This is a genomic window from Streptomyces sp. NPDC043680, from assembly GCF_056436685.1.
Genome location: NZ_JBWKCE010000002.1, coordinates 213,714 through 240,364 on the forward strand (window position 1 = coordinate 213,714; position 26,651 = coordinate 240,364).

The following is a 26,651-nucleotide window of genomic DNA, read 5'->3' on the forward strand; positions in this document are numbered from 1 at the left end:
CGGGGAGGCACCACGTGGTGGCGGCGAAGACGGCGACCGACCGGAAACAGGGCTGGGGCAGGCGGCTCGCCTCCTACACCTGGCGCTACAAGCTCAATGTGCTGCTCGCGCTCGGGTCCTCGCTGGCCGGCATGGCCGTCATGGCAATCGTCCCGCTCGTCACCAAGGTCATCATCGACGACGTCATCGGCGACCAGAGCAAGCCGATGGGCCCCTGGGCCGGGATGCTCATCGGCGCGGCCGTCCTCGTGTACGCGCTCACCTACATACGCAGGTACTACGGCGGCCGCCTCGCCCTCGACGTCCAGCACGACCTGCGCACCGACATGTACGACACCATCGCCCGCCTCGACGGGCGCCGGCAGGACGAGCTGTCCACCGGTCAGGTCGTCGGCCGGGCCACCAGCGACCTCCAGCTGATCCAGGGCCTGCTGTTCATGCTCCCCATGACCATCGGGAACTTCCTCCTCTTCGGGATATCCCTCGGGATCATGCTGGCGCTGTCGCCGGTGCTGACCCTGGTCGCCCTGCTGATGGCCCCGGCCCTCTGGTTCATCGCCAAGCGCAGCCGCAAGAAGCTGTTCCCCGCCACCTGGTGGGCGCAGGGCCAGGCCGCCGCCGTGGCCGGAGTCGTCGACGGGGCCGTGACCGGCGTCCGCGTCGTCAAGGGCTTCGGCCAGGAGGAGCAGGAGACCGGCAAACTGCGCGCCGCCGGGCGCCGCCTGTTCGCCGGCCGGATGCGGAGCATCCGGCTCAACTCCAAGTACACCCCCGCCCTCCAGGCGGTCCCCGCCCTCGCACAGGTCGCCATGCTGGCCCTCGGCGGCTGGATGGCCACCAACGGCCAGGTGACGCTGGGCACCTTCGTCGCCTTCTCCACCTACCTCGCCCAGCTCGTCGGCCCCGTCCGCATGCTCGCCATGGTCCTCACCGTCGCGCAGCAGGCCCGCGCCGGCGTGGAGCGCGTCTTCGAGCTCATCGACACCGAGCCCGTCATCCGCGAGGGGGAGCGCGAGCTGCCGGCCGACGCGCCCGCCACCGTCGCCTTCGAGGACGTCGTCTTCGGTTACGACCCCGCGCGGCCCGTCCTGAACGGCTTCTCCCTCTCGATCGGGGAAGGCGAGACCGTCGCCGTCGTCGGATCCTCCGGCAGCGGCAAGTCCACCGTCTCCCTGCTGCTCCCGCGCTTCTACGACCCCGACCGCGGCGCCGTCCGCATCGGCGGCCACGACGTGCGGGAGCTGACGTACGACTCCCTGCGCGCCGCCATCGGGCTCGTACCGGAGGATTCCTTCCTCTTCTCCGACACCATCCGCGCCAACATCGCCTACGGGCACCCCGGCGCCACCGACGAGCAGATCGAGGCCGCCGCCCGCGCCGCCCAGGCCCACGGGTTCGTCGAGGCCCTGCCCGCCGGGTACGACACCAAGGTCGGCGAGCAGGGGCTCACCCTCTCCGGCGGCCAGCGCCAGCGCATCGCGCTCGCCCGCGCCCTCCTCACCGACCCCCGGCTGCTGCTCCTCGACGACGCCACCTCCGCCGTCGACGCCCGCGTCGAGCACGAGATCCACGAGGCGCTGCGCGCCGTCATGGCCGGCCGCACCACCCTCCTCATCGCCCACCGCCGTTCGACGCTCGCGCTGGCCGACCGGATCGCCGTACTGGAGCACGGGCGGCTCGCCGACATCGGTACGCATGAGCAGCTGGAACGCCGCTCGCCCCTGTACCGGCGGCTGCTCACCGACCCGGACGCGCTCGCCGCCGGCTCCCCGCGCACCGCCGACGCCCCCGCGATGGCCGAGTTCGAGCGCGACCTCGAACGGGACATCGAGATCGAGGCCGAGATCGACTCCGAGCCGGTCAGTGCCAAGCGCCGTCCCGTGGACGGGGTCACCCCCGAGCTGTGGCGCCGCCGTGAGGAGGGCGCCGGCACCACCACCACGGCCGTTCCCGGGGCGCCCGCCGCCCCCGGCGCCGGTCACTCCATGGCCGGGGCCGTCGCCGGAACGCCGGCCACCCCGGAACTGCTCGCGCAGGTCGCCGCCCTGCCACCCGCCGACGACGAGCCCGGCGTGGACGAGGCCCGCGCCGCCTCCGCCGAGGACAGCTACAACCTGCGCCGGCTGCTACGCGGCTTCTGGGCGCCGCTCGCCGTCAGCCTCGCCCTGGTCGCCGTCGACGCGGCGGCCGGCCTGCTGCTGCCCATCCTGATCCGGCACGGGATCGACAAGGGCGTGGAGCAGGCCGCGCTCGGCGCCGTCTGGGTGGCGGCCGGGCTCGCCCTCGCCGTCGTCCTCGCCCAGTGGGCCGCCCAGTTCGCCGAGACCCGGATGACCGGGCGCACCGGTGAGCGCGTGCTCTACGCCCTGCGCGTCAAGATCTTCGCCCAGCTCCAGCGCCTCGGCCTCGACTACTACGAGCGCGAACTGACCGGCAAGATCATGACCCGGATGACCACCGACGTGGACGCGCTGTCCACCTTCCTGCAGACCGGGCTCGTCACCGCCGTCGTCTCCGTCTTCACCTTCTTCGGCATCCTCATCGCCCTGCTCGTCCTCGACGTCGAACTCGCACTGATCGTCTTCGCCACCCTGCCCCTGCTGGTCATCGGCACGATCGTCTTCCGCCGCAAGTCGGTCGCCGCGTACGAGCTCGCCCGCGACCGGGTCAGCCTGGTCAACGCCGACCTCCAGGAGTCCGTCTCCGGGCTGCGCATCGTGCAGGCCTTCCGCCGCCAGCGGGACGGAGCCGTCCGCTTCGCCGGGCGCAGTGACGCGTACCGCGAGGCCCGGGTCCGCGGCCAGTGGCTGATATCCGTCTACTTCCCCTTCGTCCAGCTGCTGTCCTCGGGCGCGGCCGCCGCGGTGCTGATCGTGGGCGCGGGCCGGGTGGAGGCCGGGACCCTCACCACCGGCGCGCTGGTGGCGTACCTCCTCTACATCGACCTGTTCTTCGCCCCCGTCCAGCAGCTCTCCCAGGTGTTCGACGGATACCAGCAGGCCACCGTCTCCCTCGGTCGGATCCAGGAGCTGCTGCGCGAGCCCACCACCACCCCGCGCCCCGCCGACCCGCGCCCGCTGCCCGAGCTGCGCGGCGAGATCGCCTTCGACGACGTGCGGTTCGCGTACGGGACCGCCGAGGAGCGCGGCGAGAAGGGGGAGGCGCTGGCCGGAATCAGCCTGCGGATACCCGCCGGGCAGACCGTGGCCTTCGTCGGCGAGACCGGCGCCGGCAAGTCCACCCTGGTCAAGCTCGTGGCCCGGTTCTACGACCCGACCTCGGGCCGGGTCACCGCCGACGGCATCGATCTGCGGGAGGTCGACCTCTCGGCGTACCGCCACCGGCTCGGGGTCGTCCCCCAGGAGCCGTACCTCTTCCCGGGGACGGTCCGCGACGCCATCGCCTACGGACGGCCCGGGGCGAGCGACGCCGAGGTCGAGGCGGCGGCCCGCGCGGTCGGCGCGCACGACATGATCGCCACCCTCGACGGCGGGTACCTGCACACCGTCGCCGAGCGCGGCCGCAACCTCTCGGCGGGCCAGCGGCAGCTGATCGCACTGGCCCGCGCCGAACTCGTCGACCCGGACGTGCTGCTGCTCGACGAGGCCACCGCCGCGCTCGACCTGGCCACCGAGGCCCAGGTGAACCAGGCCACCGACCGGCTCGCGGGCAAGCGCACCACCCTCGTGGTGGCCCACCGGCTGACCACGGCCGCCCGCGCCGACCGGGTCGTGGTCATGGACCGCGGCCGCGTCGTGGAGGACGGCACGCACGCCGAACTCCTCGCGCACGGCGGCCGGTACGCCGAACTGTGGCGGACCTTCGCCGGCGAGGACGAGCGCGCCGCGGCCTGAACCGCCCCTGACCGAAACCGGCCCCCCGGAGCTTGCCGTGCGCAACCTTCCGGGGGGCCGGCGCGTCGTACGTGCGTACGTGTTACGTACGGCCGATCGGGGGACAGTGTGAAGCACGGGTGGAAGAAGCGCGGGCGGACGCAGGACGGGCAGACGCAGTACGGGCGGACGCAGTACGGGCGGACGCAGCACGGACCCAAGGCGCGCCGCGGGGGGAGCGCCGGCGCGGCGGTGGTGACCGCGGTGCTGGCGCTGTGCGCCGGCGGCCTGCTGACCGCGCCGTCCGCACAGGCCGCGTCCGGCTGCGGAGGGCAGCTGGTGCAGACCCTGCCGTTCTCCGGCGGCGAGGTGCGCGTGTACAAGAGCCGCACCCAGGCCTGTGCGATGACCGTCGTCGGCGATCCGGGCCCGCGCCGGCCGATGTCGGTGAGCATCCAGCCGCGCGGCGGCGTCCCGGTCCGCGATGCCGGGCAGTTCACCCGGTATGCCGGACCCGTCACCGTCGGTGCGATCAACCGCTGCGTGTATGTAAAGGGGAGCATTGCGGCCGGATCGGTGGAATCCGGCTGGATCCTGTGCTGAAGGAGCGGCCCAACTGGGTCTGGTCAGCGCCGCGTTGACCCCGCTAGGTTCACGGGCGACCGCAGTGAACTCAAGGGGAGGGTGAATGCGCAAGACGCTCGGCTGGCTCCTGTCGCTCGTGGTGCTGATCGGCACCATGGGCGCGGCCGGCTTCACGGCCCAGGCGGCCACCGCCGCAGGGCCGTCCGTCGCCACGGACATCAAGGACGAGATCCTCGCCATCCCGGGGATGAGTCTGATCGAGGAGAAGCCGTACCCCGGCTACCGCTTCTTCGTACTCAACTACGAGCAGCCGGTGGACCACCGTCAGCCCTCGAAGGGCACCTTCAAGCAGCGCTTCACCCTGCTGCACAAGGACGTCTCCCGGCCCACGGTCTTCTACACCTCCGGGTACAACGTCAACACCAACCCGCGCCGCAGCGAGCCGACGACCATCGTCGACGGCAACCAGGTGTCGCTGGAGTACCGATTCTTCACGCCCTCCCGGCCCGACCCGGCCAACTGGGCGAACCTGGACATCTGGCAGGCCGCCAGCGACCAGCACCGCCTCTTCACCGCCCTGAAGAAGGTCTACAAGAAGAACTGGCTGGCCACGGGCGGCAGCAAGGGCGGTATGACCGCCACGTACTACGAGCGCTTCTACCCACGGGACATGGACGGTGTCGTCGCGTACGTCGCGCCCAACGACGTCGTCAACAAGGAGGACTCGGCCTACGACCGGTTCTTCGCCAAGGTCGGCACCAAGGAGTGCCGCGACAAGCTGAACGCGGTGCAGCGCGAGGCCCTGGTGCGCCGTGAGCCGCTGGAGGCCAAGTACGCGGCCGCCGCCGCCGCGAACGGCTGGACCTTCACCACCGTCGGCAGCCTCGACAAGGCGTTCGAGGCCGTCGTGCTCGACTACGTCTGGGCCTTCTGGCAGTACAGCCTGCTCGCCGACTGCGCCACCGTCCCGACCGCCGCGACCGCGAGCGACCAGGAGATCTGGGACTCGGTCGACGCGATCTCCGGCTTCTCGGCCTACGCCGACCAGGGCCTGGAGACCTACACGCCGTACTACTACCAGGCGGGGACGCAGCTCGGCTCGCCCGACATCAAGCAGCCGCACCTGGGCAACCTGAGCCGCTACGGCTACCAGCCGCCGCGCAACTTCGTGCCCCGCGACATCCCGATGACCTTCCAGCCGGGGGTCATGGCGGACGTGGACAAGTGGGTGCGGAACAACGCCAACCAGATGCTGTTCGTGTACGGGCAGAACGACCCGTGGGGTGCTGAACCGTTCCACCTCGGCTACACCGTGCGCGACAGCTACGTGATGATCGCGCCGGGCGCCAACCACGGTGCGAACGTGGCCAAGCTCCAGGACGGCGAGCGCGAGCTGGCCACCGCGAAGATCCTCCAGTGGGCGGGTGTGGCCCCGGCCGCCACCCTCACCGGCAAGGCGACGGCGCAGCCCCTGGCGAAGCCCGACCCGCAGCTCGACCAGCAGGACCTGGAGCGCGAGCTGCAGCTGCGCCCGTAGCGCACCGCGGCTGCCGGCCGGTCCCCGGTCGGCAGCCCGGGCCACGGGCCCGGCGTACGCCTCAGCCGTACGTCAGCCCGTGGCCCAGCGGGTAGCGGCCCGGCACCGGGACCGGGAGCCGGCCCGCGGGCCGTGCCGCCCCGGTGATCACCCGGGCGGCAGCCCGCATCTCCGCGTCGCCCCAGGTGTACGTGGCCAGCTCCGCGGCGCACGCCGGAAGGCGGGCCGGGTCGTACGGATTGCGGATCGCCAGCGCCACCACCGGCACACCGGTGGCCAGGAGTTCGGTGACCAGGGTGCGTTGCGGACTCTCCCCTTCCGGGACGTTGTACGTGCACACCAGCACCGCCGCGTTGCCGGGCGCCGCGGCCGCCGCCCGGGCCGGCGCCACCGCCACCGCCGTACAGCCCAGGGCGGTCAGCTCCCGGGCCAGGACCGCGGTAGGGGGGCCCGTCGTACCACTGGGGGACACCGGGTCGGTCCCCGTCACCAGCAGCCGGGGCGCGGCCGACGGGTCCAGCGGCAGCAGCCCCGCCGGATTGGCCAGCAGGGTCGTCGTACCGGCCGCGATCTCGTCGGCGGCCGCCAGGTGCGCCGGCACGCCCACGGCGGCCTCCACCCGGGCGGAGGTGGTGTACGCCTCCCCGAACAGGCCCCGCCGGGCCTTGAGTTCCAGGATCCGCAGCACGGACTCCTCGACCCGGGCCCGCGACACCTCGCCCGACTCGACCGCCGCGAGCACGCTGCGGTGCGCGAGCCCCAGGTCCGGCGGGTTCAGCAGCTGGTCGCAGCCCGCCTTGAGGGCCAGCACCGGCACCCGGTCGTCCCCGTACTTCTGGCGGACCCCCGCCATGTCGAGGGCGTCGGTGACCACCACCCCGCGAAAGCCCAGGCGCTCGCGCAGGATGCCCGTCACGATCGGCCGGGAGAGGGTGGCCGGGTCCCCCGACGGGTCGAGCGCGGGGAAGACGATGTGCGCCGTCATCACCGCGTCCACGCCCGCCTCCACGGCAGCCCGGAACGGCGGCTCGTCCAACTCCTCCCACTGCGCGCGGGTGTGCCGCATCACCGGCAGGCCGACGTGGCTGTCGGTCTCGGTGTCCCCGTGGCCGGGGAAGTGCTTGGCGGTGGCGGCCACCCCGACCCCCTGGTAGCCGCGCACCTGGGCGGCGACCAGGGCCGCGACGGCGTGCGGGTCGGAGCCGAAGGACCGTACGCCGATCACCGGGTTGGCCGGGTTGACGTTCACGTCGGCCACCGGCGCGTAGTCCTGGCGGATCCCCATCGCGGCCAGCTCGGCCCCCGCGATGCGCGCGGCCCGCCGGGCCTCGGCGGGGGAATCCGCCCCGCCCGTGGCCGCGCCGGGGGAGGCGGTCGGGGCGGCCATCGCACCGGGCGCGCCGGCCGTCGGGCCGTGCAGGGCGCCCAGCGCCATCGCCCCGGGCAGCAGCGTCGCCGGTCTGCCGATCCGCGCGACGGCGCCGTGCTCCTGGTCGGTGGAGAGCAGCAGCGGGATCCCCGCCCCGGAGTCGGCCGCCGCCCGCTGGAGGCCGTTGGAGAGCTCGGCGACCTGCTGCGGGCTGCGGGTGTTGTGCGCCCAGGCGAAGTAGATGATCCCGCCGAGGTGGTAGCGGGAGACCACCTCCGCGGCGGTGCGCACCCCGAACAGGGCGGTGTTCTGCTCGGCGTCCGCCGGGTCCGGATCCGTCGCCGAATGCCCGTACGCCCGGGACACGAACAACTGCCCGACCAGCTCGGGCAGGGTCATGGCCGCCACCACCCGGCGCAGCCGCGCCCGGTCGGGGGCAGGACCCGGAGCGCGGTCGCCGGGGCGGGGGTCGTCCGGGCCGCCCCCGCCCACGGAGTACGAGGCGACCCCGGCGGCCGTGACGGCGGCCGCGGCGGCCGCGGTGAGCAGGGACCGGCGGGAAGCGTGGTTCGGCACGCGCCGGACCCTATGCCGGGCCGCGCCCCGGGAGCCGCGGGACACTCGGGAGGTCCCCCGGACGGGTTCACGCCGGGGCGGACCCGGCCCAGTGCTCCTGAAGGGTCCGCACCGCCTCGGTGATCGCGGGCCGGCGGGCCGCCCCGGTCCGCCACAGGGCGTACAACCTGCGGACGGGACCCGGCTCCAGCGGTACGGCCACCGCGCCCGCGGGCAGCGCACCGGTGCCGAGCCGCGGCACCACCGCCACCCCGAGCCCGGCCGCGACCAGCGCGACGATGGTGTGGTTCTCCTCGGCGACATGGGCGATGTCGGGCTCGAACCCGGCCGTCCGCAGCGTCCGCACCAGCCAGTCGTGGCAGACCCGGCCGGGCGGCTGGCACACCCAGCGCAACCCGCCGAGGTCCGCCCTCCGGATGACCGCCCGCGTGGTGAACGGATGCCCCTCGGGGACGACGAGGTCGCACCGGTCGTCCCCGATCACGGCCTGCTCGACCCCCTCGGGCGCGGGCAGCGGGGCGATGTCCCAGTCGTGGGCCACCGCCAGATCGGTGACGCCCCGGGCCACCAGATCCACCGACAGATGGGGGTCCACCTCCGTGAGGCGTACGTCCAGCGCCGGATGGCGGTGCGCCAGATCGGCCAGGACCCCCGGCAGCAGCCCGCGCGCCGCCGAGGCGAACGCGGCGACGGTCAGCAGCCCGCTCGGCCGCCCGCGCCGCTCCTCCAGCGTGGTCTCGGCCCGCTCCACGATCGCCAGCAACTCCCGGGCCGTGTCCGCCAGGTGCCGGGCCTCCTCGGTCAGGGCGACCCCGCGTCCGCGCCGCTCCAGCAGCGTGGTCCGGGTCTCCCGCTCCAGCTTGGCGATCTGCTGGGACACCGCGGAGGGGGTGTAGCCGAGGGCGGCCGCCGCCCCGGCGACCGAGCCGTGGACGGAGACGGCGTGGAGGGCGCGCAGCCGGGCGAGATCGAGCATGCGCCCATCGTAGGCGTAAGCAACGCTTCATCCATCCCGGAAGAAATCGGCGCTGGTGCTACATGGTCGGGGCGCCGATGCTCGGAGCATGCGTCCCGTACACACCGCTCTCGCCGTACTCGTCGCCGCCGTCTGGGGTTTCAACTTCGTCGTCATCCAGATCGGTCTCGGCCACTTCCCGCCGCTGCTCCTGTCCGCCCTGCGCTTCCTCGTCGCCGCCCTGCCCGCCGTCTTCTTCACCGGCCGGCCCAAGGTCGCCTGGAAGTGGATCCTCGGGGTGGGGGCGGCGCTCGGAGTCGCCAAGTTCGGCCTGCTGTTCACCGGCATGGCCGCGGGGATGCCGGCCGGGCTCTCTTCCCTGGTCCTCCAGGTCCAGGCCGTCTTCACCGCCGCCCTCGCCTCCGTCGTGCTGCGCGAGCGGCCCGGCCGGGTCCGGGTGGCCGGCATGGTCGTCGCGCTGGCCGGGATCGTCGTCGCCGCCGTCGACGGGGGCACCTCGGGGCCGGTGCTCGGCTTCACCCTGGTCGTCGCCGCGGCCGCCTGCTGGGGCGTGTCCAACGTGCTCACCCGCAAGGCCGCTCCGCCCGACGCGATGAACTTCATGGTGTGGGTGTGCACGGTCCCGGTGCTGCCGCTGTTCGCGCTCTCGCTGCTGCTGGAGGGGCCCGAGCGGGACCTGGCCGCGCTGCGCGGGCTGGACTGGTCGGGGGCGGGCGTCATCGTGTACGTCGCCTGGGTGTCCACGGTGTTCGGCTTCGGCGCCTGGAGCCATCTGATGCGCCGCTACCCGGCTTCTTCCGTTGCGCCGTTTTCGCTGCTGGTGCCGGTGTTCGGGATGTCCTCGGCCGCCCTGGTCCTGGGCGAGGGGGTCTCCGGGCTGCGCTGGCTGGCCGCGGTCCTGCTGGTCGGCGGGGTGGCCCTGACCTCGCTGGCCCCCGCCCGCGCGGCAACCCGTACCGGAGCCCGCGGGGAGGGGGCCGCTGCGGCCGGGGTCAGCGCGGGGAGTCCTCCTGCAGCGGCAGCCGCCAGTCCTGCCCGGTGAGCTCCACCCCGTACGAACGGTGTGGGCGCTCGGCGACCAGGGTGAAGCCGGCGCGCAGGTAGAGGGAACGGGCCGAGGTCAGCACGTCGTTGGTCCACAGCACCAGCTCGCGGTAGCCCACCGAGCGGGCGAAGGAGACGACCGTGTCCACGAGCAGGGCCCCGATGCCGTGCCCGCGGCCCTCCGGGTCGACGAGGAGCAGCCGCAGCCGCGCGGTGCCGGGCGAGCCGTCCTCGCGTACGCACATCACCGAGCCGACCGGGCGGCCGTCCAGCTCGGCGATCCACACCCGCTCCAGATACGGGTCGTGGTCCTCGGCGAAATCGGCGACGATCCGCGCCACCAGGGCCTCGAAATCGGTGTTCCAGCCGTACTCGGCGGCGTACAGCGCGCCGTGCCGCTGCACGATCCAGCCCAACTCCCCGGGCTGCGGGTCCCGCAGCAGTACGCGTGCGCCGGAGGTGTCCATGGCGCCCGAGGATAGCGCCGCCGCCGCGGCGGACCGCCGGGCCGCCCGGGTGCCCGCCGTACGGGCCGTCAGGTAATGGAAACGTAAAGTTCCGGATCGACGTGCAACCCCCGGGCGCCATGGCGGGTCGTATGGTGCGTCGGTACTTCCGGGGGAGGATCTGGGGGGATCGGGAAGTCCGGCACGGGAGGGGTAACCGTGAGGGGGTCCGGCCGCGAGGCCGGACCCCCTTCTGGGTTTCCGGGGCCGTTCCGTTCCCCGTTGTCCACAGGCCTGACGGGTTGTCCGCGCCGGGCGGTAGCTTCGTGCCATGGCAAACCACGGGGCGGTGCAACTGGCGGTGGTCGAGGGCGTCCTCGAACGCATCACCTATGCCAACGAGGAGAGCGGCTACACCGTCGCCCGGGTCGACACCGGCCGCGGCAGCGGTGACCTGCTCACGGTCGTCGGCGCCCTCCTCGGCGCGCAGCCCGGCGAATCGCTGCGCCTGGAGGGCCGCTGGGGCTCCCACCCCCAGTACGGCAAACAGTTCACGGTGGAGAACTACCGCACCGTCCTGCCGGCCACCGTCCAGGGCATCCGGCGCTACCTCGGCTCGGGCCTGATCAAGGGCATCGGTCCGAGGATCGCCGACCGCATCGTCGAGCACTTCGGCACCGACACCCTCGACGTGATCGAGAGCGAGCCGAAGCGGCTGATCGAGGTGCCGGGGCTCGGCCCCAAGCGGACGAAGATGATCGGCGCCGCGTGGGAGGAGCAGAAGGCCATCAAGGAGGTCATGGTCTTCCTGCAGGGCGTCGGCGTCTCCACCTCCATCGCCGTCCGCATCTACAAGAAGTACGGCGACGCCTCCATCTCGGTGGTCCGGAACCAGCCGTACCGGCTCGCCGCCGACGTGTGGGGCATCGGCTTCCTCACCGCCGACAAGATCGCCCAGTCCGTCGGCATCCCGCACGACAGCCCCGAGCGGGTCAAGGCCGGCCTCCAGTACGCCCTGTCCCAGTCCACCGACCAGGGCCACTGCTTCCTGCCCGAGGAGCGGCTGATCGCCGACGGGGTCAAGCTGCTCCAGGTCGACACCGGGCTGGTCATCGAATGCCTGGCCGAACTGGCCGCGGACCCGGAGGGCGTGGTCCGCGAACCGGTGCCCGACCCGCAGGGCGGGCCGCCGCTCACCGCCGTCTACCTGGTGCCCTTCCACCGCGCCGAGCTGTCGCTGGTGGGGCAGGTGCGCAGGCTGCTCCAGGCCGAGGAGGACCGGATGCCCTCCTTCCGGGACGTGGACTGGGACAAGGCGCTGGCCTGGCTGGCGACGCGCACCGGGGCCACGCTGGCGCCGGAGCAGCGGGACGCCGTCAAGCTGGCCCTCACCCGCCGGGTCGCCGTCCTCACCGGCGGGCCCGGCTGCGGCAAGTCCTTCACCGTGCGCTCGATCGTGGAGCTGGCCCGCGCCAAGAAGGCCAAGGTGGTGCTCGCCGCGCCCACCGGCCGGGCCGCGAAACGGCTCTCGGAGCTCACCGGCGCCGAGGCCTCCACCGTGCACCGGCTGCTGGAGCTCAAGCCGGGCGGGGACGCGGCGTACGACCGGGACCGGCCGCTGGACGCCGACCTCGTGGTGGTGGACGAGGCCTCGATGCTGGACCTCCTGCTGGCGAACAAGCTGGTCAAGGCCGTGGCGCCCGGTGCCCATCTGCTGCTGGTCGGGGACGTCGACCAGCTGCCCTCGGTCGGCGCCGGGGAGGTGCTGCGGGACCTGCTGGCCGAGGACGGCCCGGTGCCAGCGGTCCGGCTGACCCGGATCTTCCGGCAGGCCCAGCAGTCGGGCGTGGTCACCAACGCCCACCGGATCAACACCGGCCTGCCACCCCTGACCGACGGGCTGCCGGACTTCTTCCTCTTCCCCGAGGAGGACACCGAGGAGGCCGGCCGGCTCACCGTGGACGTGGCCGCCCGCCGGATCCCGGCCAGGTTCGGGCTGGACCCGCGGCGCGACGTACAGGTGCTCGCGCCGATGCACCGCGGGCCGGCGGGCGCCGGGACCCTCAACGGCCTGCTCCAGCAGGCGATCACCCCGGCCCGGCCGGATCTGCCGGAGAAGCGGTTCGGCGGCCGGGTCTTCCGCGTCGGCGACAAGGTCACCCAGATCCGGAACAACTACGACAAGGGGGCCAACGGCGTCTTCAACGGCACCGTCGGCGTGGTCACCGCCCTCGATCCGGTCGAACAGCGGCTGACGGTCCGGACGGAGGAGGACGAGGAGGTCGGGTACGAGTTCGCCGAGCTGGACGAGCTGGCGCACGCCTACGCCGTCACCATCCACCGCTCCCAGGGGAGCGAATACCCGGCCGTGGTGATCCCCGTCACCACGGGGGCTTGGATGATGCTCCAGCGCAACTTGCTCTACACGGCGGTGACCAGGGCGAAGAAACTGGTCGTCCTGGTCGGGTCCCGCAAGGCCCTCGGCCAGGCTGTGCGTACGGTTTCCGCAGGCAGGAGGTACACGGCGGTCGCCCCCAGGCTGTCCGGCCGCATACCGGTGGGAAACATCACCTAAATGATCGATCATTTGGGGTTCCGCCACCCGTGCGGAGGGGGCAGGATGAGCAGGTTGAAGGCACTCAGTGCCGTCAAAAGGACCAAAGGCCGACCCCGAGTGCACTCTCCTGCGCCAAATGGGGGAAGGTAGAGGCAGTCAGGGCACCTCGAAGAAGAGGCACTACGTCGGTGAGGGATGACGTGAGCGACAACTCTGTAGTACTCCGGTACGCGGACGGTGAATACACCTACCCGGTGGTCGAGAGCACCGTCGGTGACCAGGGCTTCGACATCGCGAAGCTGAGGGCCCAGACCGGGCTCGTCACCTTGGACAGCGGCTACGGCAACACCGCGGCCTACAAGTCCGCGATTACCTACCTCGACGGTGAGCAGGGCATCCTGCGCTACCGCGGCTACCCGATCGAACAGCTGGCGGAGCGCTCGTCCTTCATCGAGGTCGCGTACCTGCTGATCAACGGTGAGCTGCCGACCGTCGACCAGCTCGCGTCGTTCCGCAACGAGATCACCCAGCACACGCTGCTGCACGAGGACGTCAAGCGGTTCTACGACGGCTTCCCGCGCGACGCGCACCCGATGGCGATGCTGTCCTCCGTGGTCAGCGCGCTGTCGACGTTCTACCAGGACAGCCACAACCCGTTCGACGAGAAGCAGCGCCACCTCTCGACGATCCGCCTGCTGGCCAAGCTGCCGACGATCGCGGCCTACGCGTACAAGAAGTCGGTCGGCCACCCGGTCGTCTACCCGCGCAACGACCTCGGCTACGTCGAGAACTTCCTGCGCATGACCTTCTCCGTGCCCGCCCAGGAATACGACCTCGACCCCGTCGTGGTCTCGGCGCTCGACAAGCTGCTGATCCTGCACGCGGACCACGAGCAGAACTGCTCGACCTCCACCGTGCGCCTGGTCGGCTCCTCGCAGGCGAACATGTTCGCCTCGATCTCCGCCGGCATCTCGGCCCTGTGGGGCCCGCTGCACGGCGGCGCCAACCAGTCCGTCCTGGAGATGCTCGAAGGCATCAAGAACGACGGCGGCGACGTCGACGCCTTCATCCGCAAGGTGAAGAACAAGGAGGACGGCGTCCGCCTGATGGGCTTCGGGCACCGCGTCTACAAGAGCTTCGACCCCCGGGCGAAGATCATCAAGGCGGCGGCGCACGACGTCCTGTCCTCGCTCGGCAAGAGCGACGAGCTGCTCGACATCGCGCTCAAGCTGGAAGAGCACGCGCTGGCCGACGAGTACTTCGTCTCGCGCAACCTCTACCCGAACGTGGACTTCTACACCGGTCTCATCTACCGGGCCATGGGCTTCCCGACCGAGATGTTCACGGTGCTCTTCGCGCTCGGCCGCCTCCCCGGCTGGATCGCCCAGTGGCAGGAAATGATCAAGGAGCCGGGTTCCCGCATCGGCCGCCCGCGCCAGATCTACACCGGCGAGGTCCTGCGCGACTTCGTCCCGGTCGAGGCCCGCTGACCCGAGGCTCTCCCCGCGCGTACGAAAAGCGCCCCGCCGTCGATCCCCCCACGGGTCGACGGGCGGGGCGCTTTCCTTTCCCCGGAACGGATTCCCCCCACGGGACCCGAGCCGGGGCGTCAGTGTGCCGGGACCCGTTCGGGTCGGGAGGGCCGCTCAAAGCTTCCCGCGGGCACGCGTCCCGGCCGGCTGGTGCCACGGACGTCCCCCAAGACCTCCGTGAACGTCCCCCAAGACGTTCCTGGCACCGCCCCATTAGACCCACTCCAGTGCCCGATGGTTACGTTGCAGTCACTGTGATCTGCGTCTCCTGTGAAGGAAGTGTGGACGGAGTGGGGAGGAGGGACCCCTACCGGAAGGATCGCAACCGCAGGCTGTTGCTCACCACGAAAACGGAGGAGAACGCCATTGCGGCCCCCGCAATCATCGGGTTGAGCAGGCCTGCGGCCGCCAGCGGCAGCGCCGCCACGTTGTAGCCGAAGGCCCAGAACAGGTTGCCCTTGATGGTGGCCAGGGTCCTCCGCGAGAGCCGGATCGCGTCCGCCGCGACCCGCAGGTCCCCCCGTACGAGGGTCAGGTCGCCCGCCTCGATCGCGGCGTCCGTCCCGGTGCCCATGGCGAGCCCCAGGTCGGCCTGGGCCAGGGCCGCCGCGTCGTTGACCCCGTCGCCGACCATGGCGACCGTACGGCCCTCGGCCTGCAGGCGGCGTACGACGTCCACCTTGTCCTCGGGGAGCACCTCGGCGATCACCTCGTCGATGCCGACCTGCCGGGCCACCGTCTCGGCGACGGCCTTGTTGTCGCCGGTCAGCAGGACCGGGGTGAGGCCGAGCGCCCGCAGCCGGGACACCGCCTCGGCGCTGGTCTCCTTGACCGCGTCGGCGACGGTGAGGATCCCCCGTGCCCGGCCGTCCCAGGCCACGGCCACGGCGGTGCTGCCCGCCGCCTCCGCCTCCGCCTTGGCCGCGGCGAGCTCGCCGGGAAGGCCGATCGACCACTCGGCCAGCAGCTGCTCGCGGCCGACCAGGACGGCGTGCGCGTCCACGACGCCCTGGACGCCGAGCCCGGCGAGGTTGTCGAAGGACTCGGGCACGGGCAGCGCTCCTGCCCGCTCGGCGGCCCCCGCCGCGATGGCGCGGGCGATCGGGTGTTCGGAGGCGTGCTCCAGGGCGCCGGCCAGGCGCAGCAGTTCACGCTCGTCCGTCCCGGCCGCGGCGTGCACCCCGGCGAGGGTCATCCGGCCGGTGGTGACCGTTCCGGTCTTGTCCAGGACGACGGTGTCGACGCGGCGGGTGGACTCCAGCACCTCCGGCCCCTTGATCAGGATGCCGAGCTGCGCCCCCCGTCCGGTGCCGACCATCAGGGCGGTCGGGGTGGCCAGGCCCAGCGCGCACGGGCAGGCGATGATCAGGACGGCCACGGCGGCGGTGAAGGCGGCGGCCGGGTCGTCGGTGATCAGCAGCCAGGTGACCCAGGTGCCGAGGGCCAGCAGCAGGACGACCGGGACGAAGACCGCGGAGATGCGGTCGGCGAGCCGCTGCACCTCGGCCTTGCCGTTCTGCGCGTCCTCGACCAGCCTGGCCATCCGGGCGAGCTGAGTATCGGCGCCGATCCGGGTGGCCTGGACCACGAGGCGGCCGGAGGCGTTCACGGTGGCGCCGGTGACCAGGCTGCCGACGGCGACCTCCACCGGGATGGATTCGCCGGTCAGCATGGAGGCGTCCACGGCGGAGCTGCCCTCGACGACCGTCCCGTCGGTGGCGATCTTCTCTCCCGGGCGCACGACGAACCGGTCGCCGACCGCGAGCTGCCCGACCGGGATCCGCACCTCGCTGCCGCCGCGCAGGACGGCGACGTCCTTGGCGCCGAGCTCCATCAGGGCCCTCAGGGCCGCGCCCGCCTTCCGCTTGGAGCGGGCCTCCAGGTAGCGGCCGAGCAGGATGAAGGCGACGACTCCGGCGGCGACCTCCAGGTAGATCGTGGAGGAGCCGTCCGTACGGGTGACGGTGAAGGTGAAGCCGTGCCGCATGCCCGGCATTCCGGCGTGCCCGAAGAACAGGGCCCACAGGGACCAGGTGAAGGCGGCCAGGGTGCCGACCGAGACCAGGGTGTCCATGGTGGCGGCGCCGTGCCGGGCGTTGGTCCAGGCGGCCCGGTGGAAGGGGAGGGCGCCCCAGACGACCACCGGGGCGGCCAGGGTCAGGGAGAGCCACTGCCAGTTGTCGAACTGGAGGGCGGGGACCATCGCGAGCAGCACGACGGGCAGGGCGAGGAGGGCGGAGACCAGCAGCCGTACGCGGAGCGCGGCCGTTTCGGGGTCCTCGGCGGCCGGCGCGGAGGTCGTTTCCCCCGGCGGCGCCGCCGCCGGTTCGGGCTGCGGCGGCGGGGGTTCGGCCGCCGTGTACCCCGTCTTCACGACGGTCGCGATCAGGTCGGCGACCTGGACCGCGCCGCCGTAGGACACGCGGGCCTTCTCGGTGGCGTAGTTCACCGTGGCGGTGACCCCGTCCATCCGGTTCAGCTTCTTCTCGATGCGGGCCGCGCAGGAGGCGCAGGTCATCCCGCCGATCGACAGCTCGACCTCGGAGGTGTCCGCGGGCGGCGCCGCGGCTATGGGGCTGCTGGTGTGCGTGCTCATGCTGATCCGGCTCCAGGGGGTGGGCCGAGCCGTACAGGTCCAGTATCAGCTGGCCGGTACGGCTCGGCGGGGTACTGCACGGAGGGGCGGCGGGACGGCGGGCCCGAGCCGGGCCCGGGCTCGGCTCGGGCCGGCTAGTGCTGTGGCCGGGAAGGTTTGCCGGGTCGCGTTGTCCGGTGCGGTGCATCGCAAGGCGGAGGCCCGCGGCTCGTACTGGACGTACTTGCGCGGTCCGACAACGCAGCGAGGTGCCGTGCCGGGCGGCGCGACCCGGTGGACCTATCCGGTCACAGCACTAGCGCCCGGAGGCGGTCCCCGCGAACGCGTATCCGGCCTCGTCCACGGCGGCGCGTACGTCCTCCTCGGCGAGCGGGGCCGCGGAGACCACGGTGACCTCGCCGGTGGCGGCGACGGCCTTGACCGAGCTGACGCCGGGCAGGGCGGAGAGCTCGGTGGTCACCGCGCCCTCGCAGTGGCCGCAGGTCATGCCCGTCACCCGGTAGACGGTGGTGGTCTGGGTGTCCGTCTCGGCGGTCATGTCGTTCTCCTCTTCAAGGGCGTGTCGGGTCGCGGAAGGCCACGGTGTCACGCCACGGTCCTCCCGACACACGAAGACTATACCCCTAGGGGGTATAAATGCGAGGGCTGCCCGCGCTCCGGTCCGTGGGGGCGCGGCTCGCCGCCCCCACGCGGCGCCGCGCTCGCCGGCACCGCGCGGGGCACGGTCCTGCCGGGGTCACTCCTCGCGGCGCCCCCGGTTCCCGGGACGGCGGGCCACCCAGGCGTGGATCGTGGCGGGGTACCAGTACGGCTTGGCGCCCTCCACGTGGTCGGGCGCGGGGAGCAGCCCGTGCTTGCGGTACGAGCGCACCGTGTCCGGTCGGACCCGGATGTGGGCGGCGATCTCCTTGTACGACCACAGCTGCCGGTCGCTCATGCACGACACCTCCTTGTCCACGCCACGGGGGCCGGCCGGGAGGCCGTCGGGGGAGCCCGCGCGCGGACACAGACGATCACTCGGGTAGTGCCCGGAGAACGACGGACGGTGAAGGCGGGGGAGCGGCTGTCGACCGTCTGTGACGGAGATCCCGCGTTACGCGGACATGCGTGACACGCGCGCGACACCCGTGACGTACGTGACACGTGACGGGCGGAGCGGGCCCGGCCGGGTCAGCGGTAGAGCCCCGGCCGTTCCACCAGCTCCACCGCTGCCCGTACGCCGCCGCGCGCGGCCGCGATGCCCGCCCGGGAGACGGCGGCCGCCGCGTAGCCGTCCCACGCGTCGGGCCCGGCCACCCGGCCCCGGGCCGCCGCGGCCACCCACCGCCGCAGCTGGCGGTCGTACGCGTCGGCGAAGCGGACGGTGAAGTCCTGGGCGATCTCCCCGTACCGGCGCCCCGCCGACTGGACGAGCATCCCCTCACCGCCTCCGATGAGCGCGCTGCCGGCCTCGCCCACCGCCTCGCAGCGGACCTCGTAGCCGAACCCGCAGTTCACGAAGATCTCCACGTCCACGACCGCCCCGCCGGAGGTCTCCAGCAGGACCAGCCGCGGGTCGCGCAGTCCTTCGGGAGCCGCCGCGGTCGCCGTGGGGGAGAACACCGACACCGCCGTGATCTCCTGCCCCAGCAGCCAGCGTGCCGCGTCGACCTCGTGCACCACGGAATCGCTGATCAGCATGTCGCTGGTGAAGAAGGACGGTGAGGCCGCGTTGCGGTGCCGGCAGTGCAGGAACAGCGGCCGGCCGATCCCGCCCGCGTCCAGCAGCTCCTTGAGCCGCTCGTACTCGGCGTCGAAGCGCCGCATGAACCCCACCTGCACCAGCCTTCGGCCCAGGCGCTGCTCGGCCTCCATCACCCGCAGCGCCCCCTCCGGATCCGGGGTCAGCGGCTTCTCGCACAGCACCGGCAGCTCCCGCCGCAGGGCGTGCAGGATCGCTTCCTCGTGGGCGGGCCCGGGGGAGGCGATCAGCACGGCCTCGACGCCGGGAGCGGCCATCGCGGCCGCCGGGTCGGTGTGCGCGCTCGCGCCGTCGAGACCCGCGGCGACCTCCTTGACCCGGTCCGCGTCCGGATCGGCGACCGCCACCACCCGGGCTCCGCCGACCGTCCGCCCGATCCGCCGGACGTGGTCGGCGCCCATCTTCCCCGTACCGAGGACGGCGATGCCGAGCATGCTCATGGTGTGGGTTCCCTTCGGTGCGGCTCGGAGTCAGCGGGCGCCGCAGGAGCGCAGGTAGGCGCGGGTGCGACGGGCGATCGGCAGGGGCCGGTCGGGCGGGCACGGGTACATGTCCTGCTCCACGATGGCGAACAGGTCCACCCCGAGCCGCTGCGCGGCGGCGAGCACGGGTTCCAGCGCGGGCACCCCCGACGGCGGCTCGCACATCACCCCGCGGGCCACGGCCGGCCCGAAGGGCACCTGGTCCGCGACGACTTCGGCCAGGATCCGCGGGTCCACCTGCTTGAGGTGGAGGTAGCCGATCCGCTCGCCGAAGGTCTCGACGGCCTGGACGCTGTCGCCGCCGCAGTACGCGTAGTGCCCCGTGTCCAGGCAGAGGGAGACCAGGTCGCGGTCCGTCGCGTCCAGGAAGCGGGCCACGTTCTCCGGGGTGTCCAGGTGGGTGTCGGCATGCGGGTGGACGGCGATCCGCAGCCCGTACCGGTCGTGCACCTCCCGGCCCAGGCGCTCGGTCTGCCCGGCCAGTTCACGCCATTGGCCGGGGGTGAGGGTGCGGTCCTCCAGCACCTCGCCGGTCTTGTCGTCCCGCCAGAACGAGGGGATCACGACGAGGTGCCCGGCGCCCATGGCCTGGGTGAGCTCCGCGATGCGCGACACGTGCTCCCAGGTCTGCTCCCAGACGGCGGGCCCGTGATGGAGTCCGGTGAAGACGGTGCCCGCGGACACGCGCAGGCCGCGCTTGGCGGTCTCCTCGGTCAGCCGGGCGGCATCGGTGGGGAGGTAGCCGTAGGGCCCGAGTTCGATCCACTCGTACCCGGCTTCGGCCACCTCGTCGAGGAAACGCTCCCACGGGGTCTGCAAGGGATCGTCGGGGAACCAGACACCCCAGGAGTCCGGAGCCGAACCGATGCGGATACGGGTCAACGGGGGTGGGGAGGACGTCATGACGGCCACCTTAGGGGTGTGGGACGAGTGGGAGGACTGCGTGTGACCACCGCGGACGAAGTCATGTTCGACCTGATCGCGATGGGGCGGATCGGGGTGGATCTCTACCCGCTGAAAACCGGCGTACCGCTGGCGGAGGCGGACACCTTCGGGAAGTTCCTGGGCGGCTCGCCGGCCAACGTCGCGGTCGCGGCGGCGCGCCTGGGCCGCCGGGCGGCGGTGATCACCCGGACCGGAGCCGATCCCTTCGGGGCGTATCTGCGCGGTGAGCTGCGGGCGTTCGGGGTGGACGACCGGTGGGTGGAGGAGGTGGAGCGGTACCCGACGCCGGTCACGTTCTGCGAGATCTTCCCGCCGGACGATTTCCCGCTGTACTTCTACCGGTGGCCGAAGGCGCCCGACCTGGAGATCGGGACCGGGGAGCTGGACCTGGCGGCGGTACGGGCGGCACGGGTGTTCTGGATGACCGGAACGGGCCTGAGCGCGGAGCCGAGCCGGTCCGCGACCCTCGCCGCGCTGGAGGCACGGGCCAAGGCCGGGATCACGGTCTTCGACCTGGACTGGCGGCCGATGCTGTGGGAGGACGAACCGGGCGGGCCGTACGCGCACGCGCTGGGGCTGGCCACCGTGGCCGTCGGGAACGCACAGGAGTGCGCGATCGCGACGGGGGAGTCCGACCCCCGCGCGGCGGCGCGGGCCCTGCTGGCCGCCGGGGTGGAGCTGGCGGTGGTCAAACGCGGACCGGACGGCGTGCTGGCGGCCCGGCGTGACGGAACGGTGGTGGAGGCGGCACCGGTGCCGGTGGAGGTGGTCAACGGCCTGGGCGCGGGCGACGCCTTCGGGGGCGCCCTCTGCCACGGCCTGCTCGCGGGCTGGGACCTGGAGCGGGTGGTCCGCTACGCCAACGCGGCGGGTGCCATCGTGGCCTCGCGGCTGGCCTGCTCCTCGGCGATGCCGTACCCGCAGGAAGTGGAGGAGGTGCTCGGCCGTGCCGGTGGTGTCTGAGTGGGGGATGGCCCACACCCGGCTGCGGGTGCTGGCCCTGGAGCCGGGAGAGACGTACGGGTTCGAGTGCGGCGACGCGGAGTGGATCGTGCTCCCGCTGGCCGGAGCCTGCCGGGTCCGCTGCGCCGAGCCCGCCCGGGGAGGGCTCCCCGCGGAGGAGGCCGTGATCGAACTGCGCGGGCGGGACGGCGTGTTCACGGCGGCGACCGACTTCGCGTACCTCCCCCGGGACGGGCACGCTTCGGTCACCTCCCCCGCCGGGGGGCGCTTCGCGCTCGCCGGGGCCCGGTGCGAGAACGTGCTGCCCGCCCGCCACGGGCGGGCCTCCGACGTCCCCGTCGAGCTGCGCGGGGCCGGCACCTGCTCGCGCCAGGTCAACAACTTCGCCGCCGCCGGCGTCTTCGCCTGCGACCGCCTCATCGCCGTCGAAGTCCTCACCCCCGGCGGCAACTGGTCCTCGTACCCGCCCCACAAGCACGACGAGTACCACCCCGGCCGGGAATCCCGCCTGGAGGAGATCTACTACTACGAGATCGCCCCGCACGGGCAGGTCCCCGGCCTCGGCTACCAGCGTGTCAGCCCCTCCCCGGCCGGGAAGACCGACATCCTCGGCGAAGTGCGCACCGGAGACGCCGTGCTCATCCCGGACGGCTGGCACGGGCCGTCCATCGCCGCCCCCGGACACGACATGTACTACCTCAACGTCATGGCCGGCCCCCCGGACCAGCCCCGGCAGTGGCTCATCCGCGACCACCCCGACCACGGATGGATCCGGGACGACTGGCCGGACCAGGACATCGACCCCCGACTGCCCTTCTACCGAGCGGAGGACGCGACCCGGTGAAGCTCACCACCGCCCAGGCCCTCGTACGCTTCCTCGCCGCCCAGTACACCGAACGCGACGGCCACAGGCACCGGCTGATCGCCGCCACCTGGGGGATCTTCGGGCACGGCAACGTGGCGGGCATCGGACAGGCGCTGCTGGAGACCGGCCCCACCGCCATGCCCTTCCTCCAGGGCCGCAACGAGCAGGCCATGGTGCACGCCGCCGTCGGATACGCCCGCCAGTGCGGCCGGCTGTCCGCGCATGCCGTCACCACCTCCATCGGCCCCGGCGCCACCAACCTCGTCACCGGCGCCGCCCTCGCCACCGTCAACCGCATCCCGGTCCTGCTGCTGCCCGGCGACACCTTCGCCACCCGGCCCGCCGACCCGGTGCTCCAGCAGATCGAGATCCCCCACGCCGGAGACCTCTCCGTCAACGACACCCTGCGCCCGGTCTCCCGGTACTTCGACCGGATCACCCGCCCCGAGGCGCTGATCCCGGCCGCCCTGCAGGCCGCGCGGGTGCTCGCCGACCCGGTGCAGACGGGCGCGGTGACCCTCGCCCTGCCCCAGGACGTCCAGGCCGAAGTGCACGACTGGCCGCCCGGGTTCTTCGCCGAGCGGGTGTGGCACGTCCGCAGGCCCCGGCCCGACCGGGAGGAGCTCGCCGAAGCCGCCCGGGCCGTACGGGCCGCCGCGCGCCCCCTCCTCATCGCCGGTGGCGGCATCCGGCACAGCGGGGCGCAGGCGGCCCTGGCCGCGTTCGCCGAGGCCACCGGGATCCCGGTGGCCTCCACACAGGCCGGCAAGGGCGCCCTCCCGTACGACCACCCCGCCGATGTCGGCGGCGTCGGGCACACCGGCACCGCCACCGCCGACGAGCTGGCCCGCGGCGCCGACCTGGTGATCGCCGCGGGGACCCGGCTGACGGACTTCACCACGGCCTCGGCCACCCTGTTCCAGAACCCGGCCGTCCGCTTCATCGGCCTCAACCTCGACGCGTATGACGCCCACAAGCTCGCCGCCCGGCCCCTGGTCGCCGACGCCCGGGAGGCCCTGGACGAGCTCCGGCACGCCGTGGCGGGCCACCGGGTCGCCTCCGCGTACGAGACGGCGTACCAGCAGGCCAAGAGGGCCTGGGAGCGGCGGGTCGACCAGGCGTACGCCGTGCCCCCCGGCGAGGAGGACGCCCCACCCACCCAGGCGCAGGTGCTCGGACTGCTCGACGGGCTCGTCGACGCCGACGACATCCTGATCAACGCCGCCGGCTCCCTCCCCGGCGACCTGCACAAGCTGTGGCGGGCCCGCTCGGCCGACCAGTACCACGTGGAGTACGGCTACTCCTGCATGGGCTACGAGATCCCCGCCGCCCTCGGCACCGCCCTCGCCGCGCCCGGCCGCCCCGTCTGGGCGCTGGTCGGCGACGGGACGTACCTGATGAACCCCACCGAGATCGTCACCGCCGTGCAGGAAGGCGTCCCGATCAAGCTGGTGATCCTCGACAACCGCGGCTACGCCTCCATCGGAGGGCTCTCTGCGGCGGTGGGCGGCGAGGGCTTCGGGACCGCGTACCGCTTCCGCGGGCCGGACGGCGCCTACGACGGTGCTCCCCTGCCGGTGGACCTCGCGGCCAACGCAGCCTCCCTCGGCATGGCCGTCATCCGCACCCGCACCCTCGGTGACCTGCGCAAAGCCCTCGCCGAGGCGCGTGCGGCGGACCGGCCCACATGTGTCTACGCACAGACCCGAACACCCGACACTGTGTCGGGCCCGCCCCCGGCACAGGCGTGGTGGGATGTTCCTGTGGCCGAGACCGCGACCCGTGCGGCGGCGGTCCGAGCCCGCGAAGAGTACGACCGGCAAGCCGCGCAGCGACGTCGCCATCTGTGAAGGAGCAAGGCAATGAAGACCGTCAACCACTGGATCGGTGGCAAGACCGTCGAGGGCGCGTCGGGCAACTACGGCCCGGTCACCGACCCGGCCACCGGCGAGGTCACCACGCAGGTCGCCCTGGCATCGGCCGAAGAGGTCGACGCCGCCGTACAGGTCGCCAAGGAGGCCTTCGAGACGTGGGGCCAGTCCTCGCTGGCCGCCCGCACCAAGGTGCTGTTCGCCTACCGCGCCCTGCTGGACGCCAACCGCGACGCCATCGCCGAGCTGATCACCGCCGAGCACGGCAAGGTGCACTCGGACGCGCTGGGCGAGGTGGCGCGCGGCCTGGAGATCGTCGAGCTGGCCTGCGGGATCACCACCCAGCTCAAGGGCGAGCTGTCGACGTCCGTGTCCCACCGGGTCGACGTCTCGGCGATCCGCCAGCCGCTGGGCGTCGTCGCGGGCATCACCCCCTTCAACTTCCCGGCGATGGTCCCGATGTGGATGTTCCCGCTGGCCGTGGCCTGCGGGAACACCTTCATCCTCAAGCCGAGCGAAAAGGACCCGTCGGCCTCGAACAAGCTGGCCGAGCTGGCGGCCGAGGCCGGTCTGCCGGCGGGCGTCCTGAACGTCGTCCACGGCGACAAGGTGGCCGTCGACGCGCTGCTCGCCCACCCCGACATCGCGGCCGTCTCCTTCGTCGGCTCGACCCCGATCGCCCGCCACATCCACACCACCGCCTCCGCCCACGGCAAGCGGGTCCAGGCGCTGGGCGGCGCCAAGAACCACATGCTGGTCCTGCCCGACGCCGACCTGGACGCGGCCGCCGACGCCGCCGTCTCGGCCGCCTACGGCTCGGCCGGCGAACGCTGCATGGCGATCTCCGCCGTCGTCGCCGTCGGCTCCATCGCCGACACCCTCGTGGAGAAGATCCGCGAGCGCGCCGAGAAGATCAAGATCGGCCCCGGCAACGACCCGGCCTCCGAAATGGGCCCGCTGATCACGGCCGCCCACCGCGACAAGGTCGCCTCCTACGTCAAGGGCGCGGCCGACCAAGGCGCCGACGTGGTCCTGGACGGCACCGGGTACACGGTGGACGGCTACGAGAACGGCCACTGGATCGGCCTGTCGCTCCTGGACCGCGTGAAGACCGACTCCGACGCCTACCGCGACGAGATCTTCGGCCCGGTGCTGTGCGTGCTGCGCGCCGAGACCTACGAGGAGGGCGTGGCGCTCATCAACGCCTCGCCGTTCGGCAACGGCACCGCCATCTTCACCCGCGACGGCGGCGCCGCCCGCCGCTTCCAGCTGGAGATCCAGGCGGGCATGGTCGGTGTCAACGTGCCGATCCCGGTGCCGGTGGGCTACCACTCCTTCGGCGGGTGGAAGGACTCCCTCTTCGGGGACCACCACATCTACGGCAACGACGGCATCCACTTCTACACCCGGGGCAAGGTCGTCACGACCCGCTGGCCGGACCCGTCGGAGGCCCCGGCGGGCGTCGACCTCGGCTTCCCGCGCAACCACTGACGGCGGCTGCCGCTGACGGCACGCCCGGTGGAACGGCCCGCCCCCCGCAACCCTCACGCGGGGGGCGGGCCCGTCCCCGGGCCGCCGCCGAGCCGCATCAGCGCACCCGTGCCCCCGCCGGGTCCGGTGCGGGCTCGGCTGCATCCGCGCCGGCCCGGCCACGCCGGCGGCGCAGGACCCGTACGGTGGTCCCGGCGCCGGCCAGCACCAGCAGCGCACCCACCGCCGGCCACGGCACGGCGAGGAACTCCGCTTCCCCCTCGGAGGCCAGGTCCGGGTAGGCGGCGGCCCCCGCCGCGACGGTCACCGCGACCCGGTCCGACTGCGGAGCGTCCGGCCACGGCTCGGTCAGCTCGACCCGCCGGCCGGGAAGCAGCACCAGCTTCAGCTCGCGGGCCGGCCCGTCCCGCAGCGTCCGGCCGAACAGACCCCGCGCGGACACGGCCACCCTGGGCTCCACCACCACGTTGCCGCGGTTGACCAGGGTGTACGAGACCGTGGCGCGGGCCTTCCCGAGCCAGGGCAGCACCGGAGCCGAGCGGGTGACCCGGACGTCCTCCACGCTCAGCCCGGGTGCCATCGGCCCCGGCACCCGGAAGTACAGCCGCGCACCGACCTGGCGCTGCACCGCCACCCGCACCGTGCCGTCCTGCCGGGCGCCCTCCAGGGCGGTGTTCAGCGCGACGATCCCGCCGACGTGGTCGCCCGGCACCGCGTCCTGGGGCACCTTCACCGTGAACGGGATGTCCTTGCGGCCCTTGGGCGGCACGGTCACCGTGGTCGCCGCCTGCGGCCCGAGCGCGACCCACGCGCCGACGTCCTGCGGCTTCCGGTCCACCGGGAGCAGGGCGAACGCCCCGCCGGTCGGGGTGTTCCCGGCGTCCGTGGCGAACACCCGGAAGGTCAGCTCCGTGTCGGAGGAGTTCAGGATCGTCACGCTGTCGCCGACCGTGGTCCCGGCCCCGCCCTGGTGGAAGAAGTACGCCCGGTCGGCCGTCGCGGCTCCGGCCGGGGGCGTCGGGAACACCGCCCAGGTGCCGTTGTCCGCGGCCGCCGCCGGGGCGGCCGGGAGGAACAGGCCCGCGCACAGCAGCAACAGGCCGAGCAGGAGACCGTTCGCGGAAGGGGGACGGGTGCGGGAGCGCATGGGCGGTCTCCAGTCGGGCGACTCGGCGGACACGGCGTACGCGGCGGACTCGGCGGCGCGGCGCGGCGCGCGGCGCGGGATGGCGGAAGGGTGGT

The 26,651-nt window shown here is 73.0% G+C and carries 18 protein-coding genes and 1 pseudogene; 10 read left to right on the forward strand and 9 right to left on the reverse strand.

The annotated features are described in order from the left end of the window. Nucleotides 1-14 precede the first annotated feature (14 nt). From AC0666_RS04420 to AC0666_RS04430, 3 genes are all read left to right on the forward strand, one after another. Nucleotides 15-3,854, forward strand: coding sequence for an ABC transporter ATP-binding protein (locus AC0666_RS04420; protein WP_478707068.1), 3,840 nt, complete (start codon nucleotides 15-17; stop codon nucleotides 3,852-3,854). A gap of 108 nt (nucleotides 3,855-3,962) precedes the next feature. Continuing rightward, nucleotides 3,963-4,436: a hypothetical protein gene (locus AC0666_RS04425; RefSeq protein WP_478707069.1), complete on the forward strand. Its 474-nt coding sequence runs from the start codon at nucleotides 3,963-3,965 to the stop codon at nucleotides 4,434-4,436. An 85-nt stretch (nucleotides 4,437-4,521) separates the two neighbouring features. After that, nucleotides 4,522-5,955, forward strand: coding sequence for a S28 family serine protease (locus AC0666_RS04430; RefSeq protein ID WP_468968112.1), 1,434 nt, complete (start codon nucleotides 4,522-4,524; stop codon nucleotides 5,953-5,955). Between the two features lie 61 nt (nucleotides 5,956-6,016). Here AC0666_RS04430 and AC0666_RS04435 read toward each other — a convergent pair whose 3' ends face one another. Together AC0666_RS04435 and AC0666_RS04440 are read right to left on the reverse strand one after the other, a co-directional pair. Then, on the reverse strand, nucleotides 6,017-7,900 hold the full coding sequence (locus tag AC0666_RS04435; protein ID WP_478707070.1) for a glycoside hydrolase family 3 protein: 1,884 nt from the start codon (nucleotides 7,898-7,900) through the stop codon (nucleotides 6,017-6,019). Nucleotides 7,901-7,967: 67 nt separating this feature from the next. Then, the gene (locus AC0666_RS04440) at nucleotides 7,968-8,876 is read right to left on the reverse strand and encodes a LysR substrate-binding domain-containing protein (protein ID WP_468582901.1); all 909 of its coding nucleotides are present in this window, start codon (nucleotides 8,874-8,876) and stop codon (nucleotides 7,968-7,970) included. 88 nt (nucleotides 8,877-8,964) lie between these two features. Here AC0666_RS04440 and AC0666_RS04445 point away from each other — a divergent pair, with 88 nt between their 5' ends. Then, nucleotides 8,965-9,918 carry an EamA family transporter gene (locus AC0666_RS04445; protein ID WP_478707071.1) on the forward strand — a complete coding sequence of 318 codons (954 nt, stop codon included), beginning with the start codon at nucleotides 8,965-8,967 and terminating at the stop codon, nucleotides 9,916-9,918. On the opposite strand, the pseudogene AC0666_RS04450 reads toward AC0666_RS04445, so the two are convergent. Beyond that, nucleotides 9,869-10,366: pseudogene (locus tag AC0666_RS04450) on the reverse strand (GNAT family N-acetyltransferase); the annotation flags it as partial. The gene AC0666_RS04445 and the pseudogene AC0666_RS04450 sit on opposite strands and share 50 nt — an antisense overlap. 331 nt (nucleotides 10,367-10,697) lie before the next feature. Between AC0666_RS04450 and recD2 the strand changes: the two are divergent. Both recD2 and AC0666_RS04460 read left to right on the forward strand, forming a co-directional pair. Further along, nucleotides 10,698-12,941, forward strand: a complete 2,244-nt coding sequence (recD2, locus tag AC0666_RS04455; protein ID WP_468968102.1) for an SF1B family DNA helicase RecD2 — start codon at nucleotides 10,698-10,700, stop codon at nucleotides 12,939-12,941. A 182-nt stretch (nucleotides 12,942-13,123) separates the two neighbouring features. Then, nucleotides 13,124-14,413, forward strand: a complete 1,290-nt coding sequence (locus AC0666_RS04460; RefSeq protein ID WP_356846725.1) for a citrate synthase — start codon at nucleotides 13,124-13,126, stop codon at nucleotides 14,411-14,413. Nucleotides 14,414-14,762: 349 nt separating this feature from the next. Here the strand turns inward: AC0666_RS04460 and AC0666_RS04465 are convergent, their stop codons facing one another. The 5 genes from AC0666_RS04465 to AC0666_RS04485 all read right to left on the reverse strand — a co-directional run bounded on the left by AC0666_RS04465 (nucleotide 14,763) and on the right by AC0666_RS04485 (nucleotide 20,177). Continuing rightward, nucleotides 14,763-17,051 carry a heavy metal translocating P-type ATPase gene (locus AC0666_RS04465; protein ID WP_478707072.1) on the reverse strand — a complete coding sequence of 763 codons (2,289 nt, stop codon included), beginning with the start codon at nucleotides 17,049-17,051 and terminating at the stop codon, nucleotides 14,763-14,765. Between the two features lie 295 nt (nucleotides 17,052-17,346). Beyond that, complete coding sequence (locus AC0666_RS04470) at nucleotides 17,347-17,589, reverse strand: heavy-metal-associated domain-containing protein (protein WP_361713521.1); 243 nt, start codon at nucleotides 17,587-17,589, stop codon at nucleotides 17,347-17,349. 198 nt (nucleotides 17,590-17,787) lie between these two features. Next, nucleotides 17,788-17,988, reverse strand: a complete 201-nt coding sequence (locus tag AC0666_RS04475) for a helix-turn-helix transcriptional regulator (protein WP_468968097.1) — start codon at nucleotides 17,986-17,988, stop codon at nucleotides 17,788-17,790. A 233-nt stretch (nucleotides 17,989-18,221) separates the two neighbouring features. Then, a complete protein-coding gene (locus AC0666_RS04480) occupies nucleotides 18,222-19,232 on the reverse strand; it encodes a Gfo/Idh/MocA family protein (RefSeq protein WP_478707073.1) in 1,011 nt (336 codons plus the stop codon). A 30-nt stretch (nucleotides 19,233-19,262) separates the two neighbouring features. Next, a complete protein-coding gene (locus AC0666_RS04485; RefSeq protein ID WP_468968091.1) occupies nucleotides 19,263-20,177 on the reverse strand; it encodes a sugar phosphate isomerase/epimerase family protein in 915 nt (304 codons plus the stop codon). Nucleotides 20,178-20,240: 63 nt separating this feature from the next. Between AC0666_RS04485 and iolC the strand changes: the two genes are divergently transcribed. Genes iolC through AC0666_RS04505 form a run of 4 tightly spaced genes read left to right on the forward strand, consistent with a single transcriptional unit; the run spans nucleotide 20,241 to nucleotide 25,409 of the window. Next, entirely contained in the window at nucleotides 20,241-21,182 is a 942-nt protein-coding gene (iolC, locus tag AC0666_RS04490; RefSeq protein WP_468968537.1) for a 5-dehydro-2-deoxygluconokinase, read from the forward strand. A 7-nt stretch (nucleotides 21,183-21,189) separates the two neighbouring features. Next, the gene (gene iolB, locus AC0666_RS04495) at nucleotides 21,190-22,026 is read left to right on the forward strand and encodes a 5-deoxy-glucuronate isomerase (protein WP_478707191.1); all 837 of its coding nucleotides are present in this window, start codon (nucleotides 21,190-21,192) and stop codon (nucleotides 22,024-22,026) included. After that, nucleotides 21,948-23,897 carry a 3D-(3,5/4)-trihydroxycyclohexane-1,2-dione acylhydrolase (decyclizing) gene (gene iolD / locus AC0666_RS04500; protein WP_468968088.1) on the forward strand — a complete coding sequence of 650 codons (1,950 nt, stop codon included), beginning with the start codon at nucleotides 21,948-21,950 and terminating at the stop codon, nucleotides 23,895-23,897. The genes iolB and iolD overlap by 79 nt, the downstream gene beginning before the upstream one ends. Nucleotides 23,898-23,909: 12 nt before the next feature. Next, a complete protein-coding gene (locus tag AC0666_RS04505) occupies nucleotides 23,910-25,409 on the forward strand; it encodes a CoA-acylating methylmalonate-semialdehyde dehydrogenase (protein ID WP_468968085.1) in 1,500 nt (499 codons plus the stop codon). Nucleotides 25,410-25,506: 97 nt separating this feature from the next. Here AC0666_RS04505 and AC0666_RS04510 read toward each other — a convergent pair whose 3' ends face one another. Next, nucleotides 25,507-26,556: a WxL protein peptidoglycan domain-containing protein gene (locus AC0666_RS04510; RefSeq protein WP_468968082.1), complete on the reverse strand. Its 1,050-nt coding sequence runs from the start codon at nucleotides 26,554-26,556 to the stop codon at nucleotides 25,507-25,509. Nucleotides 26,557-26,651 lie beyond the last annotated feature (95 nt).

Coding starts and splice junctions, on each gene's coding strand:
- AC0666_RS04480 (WP_478707073.1), bottom strand. CDS start 19,232: ATGAGCATGCTCGGCATCGCCGTCCTCGGTACGGGGAAGATGGGCGCC.
- iolB (WP_478707191.1), top strand. CDS start 21,190: ATGGCCCACACCCGGCTGCGGGTGCTGGCCCTGGAGCCGGGAGAGACG.
- AC0666_RS04430 (WP_468968112.1), top strand. CDS start 4,522: ATGCGCAAGACGCTCGGCTGGCTCCTGTCGCTCGTGGTGCTGATCGGC.
- AC0666_RS04470 (WP_361713521.1), bottom strand. CDS start 17,589: ATGACCGCCGAGACGGACACCCAGACCACCACCGTCTACCGGGTGACG.
- AC0666_RS04505 (WP_468968085.1), top strand. CDS start 23,910: ATGAAGACCGTCAACCACTGGATCGGTGGCAAGACCGTCGAGGGCGCG.
- AC0666_RS04475 (WP_468968097.1), bottom strand. CDS start 17,988: ATGAGCGACCGGCAGCTGTGGTCGTACAAGGAGATCGCCGCCCACATC.
- recD2 (WP_468968102.1), top strand. CDS start 10,698: ATGGCAAACCACGGGGCGGTGCAACTGGCGGTGGTCGAGGGCGTCCTC.
- AC0666_RS04485 (WP_468968091.1), bottom strand. CDS start 20,177: ATGACGTCCTCCCCACCCCCGTTGACCCGTATCCGCATCGGTTCGGCT.
- AC0666_RS04510 (WP_468968082.1), bottom strand. CDS start 26,556: ATGCGCTCCCGCACCCGTCCCCCTTCCGCGAACGGTCTCCTGCTCGGC.
- iolC (WP_468968537.1), top strand. CDS start 20,241: ATGTTCGACCTGATCGCGATGGGGCGGATCGGGGTGGATCTCTACCCG.
- AC0666_RS04440 (WP_468582901.1), bottom strand. CDS start 8,876: ATGCTCGATCTCGCCCGGCTGCGCGCCCTCCACGCCGTCTCCGTCCAC.
- AC0666_RS04445 (WP_478707071.1), top strand. CDS start 8,965: ATGCGTCCCGTACACACCGCTCTCGCCGTACTCGTCGCCGCCGTCTGG.
- iolD (WP_468968088.1), top strand. CDS start 21,948: ATGGATCCGGGACGACTGGCCGGACCAGGACATCGACCCCCGACTGCC.
- AC0666_RS04465 (WP_478707072.1), bottom strand. CDS start 17,051: ATGAGCACGCACACCAGCAGCCCCATAGCCGCGGCGCCGCCCGCGGAC.